Raw genomic sequence first — 6,605 nt, forward strand, 5'->3', positions numbered from 1 at the left:
TTCTGACTTCCGCCAGATATGTGGTTTTTGACAAGTAATACAAAAAACGGAATGAACCCAAAAAATTATTCAAAATCTTACAGTAAACGGGGTAGATGTTTAAATAAATGCTGTTTTAAACCATCACAACTTCAACTGTGAAAGCTTATTTTTCCAGCTCTTGCTGGTATTCTTTCAGTACGTAAGATTATATCATAGAGGGCTTTGCAACTCCCTCAATTCCTCGTTCTGAGGGAGTGGTACTCCCGTTAAAAGTCACCAAGGTTGGTAGTACAACTAACTCCCAACAAAATAGCAGGTTCTGCAAAGGTCCCAACACAGCTGGTTGTTTGTATGAAACGAGTACTGCTAATACAGGCGGAAGGGACATTGCAATGGCAATCAATCGGCAGGTTTTATTTTGGATCATTGGCGCCATAATATCATATTGTGTCAAATTAAAGATCCATCTCCTGAGAAGGTGGGGTTAAAATCTCTGTATAAAATCGCTGTCCCCTTGGTGCCGTGGGAAAGACCATCAACAAACAACGATTTTGGGTATTCAAATTATAGGTCAACAGTTATGTTTTTTGTATTTGATGTCGAAACAATTCCAGATTTTGAATTTGTGCGTTCGGTGCTGGAAGAGCCCGAAGAAGACCGGGACGCCCTGCTTATACAAGCAGGGGAAGAACTTGCGCGAAATCAGTCCGGTTTCCTGCCGCCCATGTATCACAAGATGATCGCCTGGGTAGGGTTATGGATTGAAAACAACGGCGTTCCCAAGCAGAAGGTATCCTGGAGTGGCACCGACGAGGTGGAGGGACTCAAATCCCTGTTCAATTCGCTTTCCACATATAAAGATTTTGGTCTGATTCACCACAACGGCCGCGGTTTTGACCTTCCCCTGCTAACCTATCGTGCCATGAAACATGGCCTGCAGATGCCGCTCAGGTTAAATCACCGCGATATTAAATACCGCTACAGCAACTCGAATGTGGATCTGCTGGATGAATTCAGCAACTACGGTGCCAGCTCCTGGCCCAAGCTCAAGCACCTCGGTTATCTTATCGGCATTCCCTTCAAGCAGACAGGGGAAGGCAATGAAGTGCTCGAAATGTTTAACCGCGATGAGATGGACCAGATTGAGCACTACTGCTACGAGGATGTCATGGCGACCTACATCGTGTGGCTCCACCTGAAGTATACTGTCGGTGATATCGGCAAGGAGCTGTTTGACAACCTGCAGGAGCGCGCGATGAACAAGCTTGCCGAGATCCAGGGAAACGAAGAATAACAGCTCCGGGTACTGCCGCTGAAATGAAGTGGAGCCACCCGTTCCACTTTTAAGCCCTGGGGGTGGAGGCGTGTCTTCTCAGGAATCAACAATATGTTACAATTCGGAGAGTCCAAAAGTAGTTTTTATCGTGCTTCTGCCTGCCTTTTCACAATTCTGTCTTTCGACAAGACGGGTCACCGCCACTTTTGGCAAATCACCCGTTAGTCGGTATATTCACACCGATTAAATCAAACAATAATCCAACCCACAAATTTTGATTCATGAGCGTACTAGTAGGAAATGATACACGACTGGTTGTACAGGGCATCACCGGAAGCGAAGGCAGCTTTCATGCCGAGCAGATGATAGAATACGGAACCAACGTCGTCGCCGGAGTAACGCCCGGCAAAGGCGGTCAAAAACATTTGGATCGACCTGTTTTTAATACCGTTGCCGATGCTGTGGAAAAAGAGGGGGCAAACACTTCTGTTATTTTTGTCCCTCCCCCCTTCGCCGGCGATGCCATCTCGGAAGCCGCTTTTGCCGGTATTGAGGTTATTATTTGTATTACCGAAGGCATTCCGGTCAAGGATATGATTACGGCCAAGCAGATTGTTACCAGTCACGGAGCTACGCTCATCGGACCCAATTGCCCCGGAGTTATCACTCCCGGAGAAGCAAAAGTGGGCATTATGCCCGGCGACATCTTTATGCCCGGCAATGTGGGACTCATCTCGCGCTCCGGTACGCTCACCTACGAGGCGGTCGACCAGCTTACAAAAGCCGACCTCGGACAAAGTACGGCGATCGGTATTGGCGGAGACCCGGTTATCGGCACCACCCACACCGATGCAGTCAGGCTTTTCCAGGCCGACACCGACACCGAGGCGATTGTGCTGATCGGGGAGATCGGGGGAAGCGCCGAAGAAGAAGCCGCCGCTTACATCCGGGATAATGTAAACAAGCCGGTTGTAGCATTTATCGCGGGAAGTACGGCTCCTCCCGGCCGGCGAATGGGACATGCTGGTGCTATCATTTCCGGTGGACAGGGCACGGCGGAAGACAAGAAAAAAGCGCTTCGTGATGCCGGTGTCACTGTCGTTGACAGTCCCGCTGAAATCGGCGTTACTCTCAAAGAACTTGTGAGCGTTTAGACTTTACATATTTTCCCATCCTTTTAGGTGTCGCTTTATCCACAAGGCGACACCTCTTTTTTTGAAGACTATTTTCCCGGTTTTGTTGCTTTCCAACAGCTGGAATCCTGCCCCACGATTGGCATATTGAAATGAATGTTTTCCCCAGGTTCCATATTCGGCATGTTATCGACAAGCTCCTTTTCGGGTTTGAAATAGCGCATGTTCAATCTTATACAAGGCTTTTGCAGTTCAATCGTATCAGGATATACGATTTTAGGCAATAAAGCCAGCGAATCTTTCTGAATCAGCCCAAATGGCACATAATCATGTCTTAAATGCTGATCCATTACCCGCTGTGCCATCCCGTCAAACGAGAGTGCACCCATGAAAATAACAATCAATACCGTCGTATACTTTCTCATGCTTCTCCCTTTTTAGATCCCTTAAGAGGGCTTTGAAAACCGGGGGTTTTGTCCAAGGCCAAAGCCTGAACACATTCGAAACCGCAGTTTATACCTCATAAATGAGGATGTTGAATACGCGCAAATGCCGTAATTGGGCAAAACAACGGTTTTATAAAGTCCTCTTTAACTTTATACGTAACGCTATGTCAACTATTGTAACAAGCTTACATATTCAAAACAACTATTCACTTTAATTCCGGGATGGAATTTCCGGATATCTCTGTTAATTTATTGCGAAAGTTTTACAAACCTGGGTTTTTCAAAATCCTCTTTAGTTATTCCATTAAAATCAACTACCTTCATGGATCGAAAAGAGTTTATTAAATCAACTTCTGCCTCCGCATTTCTTTTTTCAACAGGAGTTGGACCTGTTTTGGGATCAGCCACCAGTGCGCATCCGGCTGAATCAGTAATGACCGTCACCGGCGCTGTTCCCGCCCGGGAAATGGGGATGACGCTGGTACACGAACATATTCTCTCCCGTTTTGGTCCACCGCCTGAAGAACCGGGTAGATACGATCGCGTGCAGGTTCTCCGGGAGGTGGTGCCCTATCTGGACTATATTAAATCTCTCGGATGCCAAACCGTTGTTGACTGCACGGCTGCCTATTTTGGCCGAAACGTTGCGCTGCTTGAGGCCATCTCTGAGCAAACGGGACTCCACGTTTTAACCAATACCGGTATTTACGGGGCTGCGGGCGACGATTATATTCCCGGTTATGCCCATAAGGAAACGCCCCAGCAGCTCGCGCTTCGGTGGATCGACGAGTTTCAGAACGGTATCCAGGGAACAGATGTAAAGCCCGGATTTGTCAAAATCGGGGTCGACCCGGGTCCCCTCTCGGATATCGACGCAAAACTGGTACGGGCGGCCGCTCTCACCCACCTGGAAACCGGACTTTTGCTGCAGATTCACACTTCCGACAATCCCGATGCGGCAAACCAGCAACTACAAATTTTAAAAGAGGAGGGCGTGGCCCCGTCGGCGTGGGTTTGGGTACACGCACACAATATGGATAATACGAACAAACTGCTGGAAGCGGCCGAACGAGGTGCCTGGATCTCCCTGGACGGGCTGCGTACCCCAAATTACCTCAACGGATTTGGAGACAGCTCCAGCACGGTTATGCATCACCTGGAACTGATGAACGCTTTTAAGAGCGAAGGACTGCTCAACCGGGTGTTGCTCTCTCACGACGGATCGACCTACCCGCCTGAGGGAGTCGCGAAACGTCCACTGGATGTGCTTTCAAATACCTTTATCCCTGTGCTGAAAGCAGCCGGTTTCACACAGGAAGAGATTAACCAGGTCACTCACAAAAATCCGGCAACAGCATTTTCAGTGAAGGTCAGAACCCTTTAACAACACACTATGGCTTATTTTTTAATCGGATTTGGCATCGGAACCCTCATGATCAGCGGTATAAAACATTACGAGGGCAGCCACTGGAAACATTTTCCCACGAAATTTATCACCGCCACCGGGTTTGGCTGCATCGTAACGGGAATGGCCCTGTTACTGTATTGAGGGGCAAAGTGAATGTACTGATCTGAAACGAGTTTCAGCGTCTACTGTCCAATGGCTGAAAGAGACTCATTCATCAGTCTTTTGGGGCTTAATAAATGAACCAGAAATTAACGCCCGAAATAGCAAATTTCCCGTTACAACTTTTATTATCTAGAGGGCTTTTACTTTTAACTGATCCTATTCTACACTCGTAGATTTCCCGTTGAATAGCCTGACAGCATGACTGAGAACCTCGGAGAGCTTCGTCCCTTTTGCTTGATCAAAATCATTTTTAAGCATAATAGGAAAATCGGCGGATTCACTAGTTTTAAGACTGGAATCCTCAAAATCATTCCTGGTTTTAATACAAAACCCGCGTTTTTCCCTGCATCGCAAAAGTAACCTGTAGGTATTTACATCGCTGGAATCTTGTTTTATTGCAGTCTCTTTCGGATCTAATTCATATAGATTCAGATAGGTATACCTCCTGGCAATTTCTTTCTCACTTCCGTTGTTGTATTTTGGATTATAATCTGTAATTCTGAACGAGCCATACTCATCCAGATCCCAATGGAGGGATGAATTGCCGGCGATCTCTTTTAAATACTCGATACCACTGGTGTTGATCCATTCAATAGTTTCCTGTTTTGACTGGCAAAAACCAGCCTGAAAAAGGAAAAGAACCGAAATAATTGAAAGTGTGAAGAGTCTCATTAATATCCTTCTAAATAACCATAGGGAAACATATCCCACTCTTTCCGGAACTATATAGTCAGCTCTTTAAACGTTCGTGCCTGCTTTTCTATCGCCGGTTCCGTCGCCAGTCGCTCAATACTTGACGCACCAAAAAAACCGGCGACGCCCTCGGTATGATTAAAGATATACTGGGCATCCTCCGGCTCGGCAATGGGCCCGCCATGACAAAGGACAATCACATCGTCCCTGACTTCCACGGCAGCATCATGAATTTTTTGTACCCGATCAGCGGCGTCTTCCAATGACAACGCCAGTTCTGAACTTACTCCTATCGAACCTTTGACCGTTGTATTCATATGAGCAACAATGACGTCTGCACCCGCTTCAGTCATTATAACAGATTGCTCCTCGTCAAATACATAGGGACATGTCAGCATATCCATCTGGTGAGCGAGCCGCACCATCTCAACTTCCTTTTCAAAACCCATACCCGTTTCTTCAAGGGCCTGCCTGAAGTTTCCATCAATAACCCCGACCGTGGGAAAATTTTGAATGCCATCAAAGCCCATTTCCTTTAATCTTTTCAAGAACGCCGGCATTAGTCGAAATGGATCCGTACCACAAACACCGGCCAGCACCGGTGTATCTTCTACCACCGGCAACACTTCTCCGGCCATATCCACCACAATTTCGTTGGCATCACCATAGGGCATTAATCCTGCCAGGCTTCCACGGCCCGCCATCCGATAACGCCCGGAATTATAAATAATAATGATATCCACACCGCCCCGTTCGGCAAATTTAGCTGAAATACCGGTACCCGCCCCGGCACCAATAATAGGTTTCTCCTCTTTTTATTTGAGCATGCATACGATTTATGCAGTTTTCATATGGAATAAAAGGCATCGTGTGTAATTCCTAATTTCAATATTCGTTTTTCATTTAATTCAGGCAACCTTAATCCTGATTATTCACCAGGAAATTTTGGTGGTGAGCAAGGCGAAGCAGTAGTAAGTATTATTGGTGGGTCAAGCAGACCACGATCAAATTTTCAGCTTTCATTACCAAAATTGAGCTTACAGATAAACAAATCGAGCTGTACTATTAGCTAATTGCTTAACCAATTATTTCACATATATTCGTGAATAATCCGGGTTAGCAACACCCTTTCTAACGATTAAAAAAATCGAAAAACCAATCCCAAAAAGAGCCGTTAAGCCATTTCAATGGCTTAACGGCTGGGCTGCTTAGGGAAATATAACTCATTCAGTCTATTACATTTGTAATCATGCCCGTCTACTTGACAGCGTAAACTCTGGGAGTTTTTTGATCTCTCCGCCAGCCATCGCCGACTCGTGGGCCAGCAGGCCCACGCAGGTCCAGTTGGCCGACTGCCGCGCGTTCGGGTAGGGCTCGCGGTCGTTGGCAATCGAGTCCACAAACTCGTGGGCCAGGTGCGGGTGGGATCCGCCGTGGCCCCCGCCCTGGATAAACGACAGGTGCGCGTGCTCGTCGGCGTCATAGACCCCCTCCTGGGTGAACTC

Annotated in this window: 7 protein-coding genes and 1 pseudogene; 4 read left to right on the plus strand and 4 right to left on the minus strand. The window is 47.1% G+C overall.

Annotated elements, in window-relative coordinates; genetic code table 11:
• Positions 1-562: 562 nt before the first annotated feature.
• On the plus strand, positions 563-1,276 hold the full coding sequence (locus ACG2F4_RS12305) for a hypothetical protein (RefSeq protein WP_395261119.1): 714 nt from the start codon (positions 563-565) through the stop codon (positions 1,274-1,276).
• 263 nt (positions 1,277-1,539) lie between these two features.
• Positions 1,540-2,412, plus strand: coding sequence for a succinate--CoA ligase subunit alpha (gene sucD, locus ACG2F4_RS12310; protein ID WP_395261121.1), 873 nt, complete (start codon positions 1,540-1,542; stop codon positions 2,410-2,412).
• A 68-nt stretch (positions 2,413-2,480) separates the two neighbouring features.
• Here the strand turns inward: sucD and ACG2F4_RS12315 are convergent, their stop codons facing one another.
• Positions 2,481-2,816 (minus strand): hypothetical protein, encoded by a 336-nt coding sequence (locus ACG2F4_RS12315; RefSeq protein WP_395261123.1) that lies wholly within the window; start codon positions 2,814-2,816, stop codon positions 2,481-2,483.
• Positions 2,817-3,159: 343 nt separating this feature from the next.
• Here ACG2F4_RS12315 and ACG2F4_RS12320 point away from each other — a divergent pair, with 343 nt between their 5' ends.
• On the plus strand, positions 3,160-4,221 hold the full coding sequence (locus ACG2F4_RS12320; RefSeq protein ID WP_395261125.1) for a phosphotriesterase: 1,062 nt from the start codon (positions 3,160-3,162) through the stop codon (positions 4,219-4,221).
• Between the two features lie 9 nt (positions 4,222-4,230).
• The gene (locus ACG2F4_RS12325) at positions 4,231-4,386 is read left to right on the plus strand and encodes a hypothetical protein (protein ID WP_395261127.1); all 156 of its coding nucleotides are present in this window, start codon (positions 4,231-4,233) and stop codon (positions 4,384-4,386) included.
• 177 nt (positions 4,387-4,563) lie between these two features.
• Here ACG2F4_RS12325 and ACG2F4_RS12330 read toward each other — a convergent pair whose 3' ends face one another.
• From ACG2F4_RS12330 to ACG2F4_RS12340, 3 genes and pseudogenes are all read right to left on the minus strand, one after another.
• Positions 4,564-5,118, minus strand: coding sequence for a hypothetical protein (locus tag ACG2F4_RS12330; protein ID WP_395261129.1), 555 nt, complete (start codon positions 5,116-5,118; stop codon positions 4,564-4,566).
• 11 nt (positions 5,119-5,129) lie between these two features.
• On the minus strand, positions 5,130-5,900 hold the full coding sequence (locus ACG2F4_RS12335; protein ID WP_395261131.1) for a phosphoenolpyruvate hydrolase family protein: 771 nt from the start codon (positions 5,898-5,900) through the stop codon (positions 5,130-5,132).
• Positions 5,901-6,347: 447 nt separating this feature from the next.
• A pseudogene (locus tag ACG2F4_RS12340) lies at positions 6,348-6,605 on the minus strand (gfo/Idh/MocA family oxidoreductase); the annotation flags it as partial.

Origin of the sequence: Halalkalibaculum sp. DA3122 (genome assembly GCF_043951865.1) — a bacterium.
Classification (GTDB): Bacteria; Bacteroidota; Rhodothermia; order Balneolales; family Balneolaceae; genus JAMQKA01.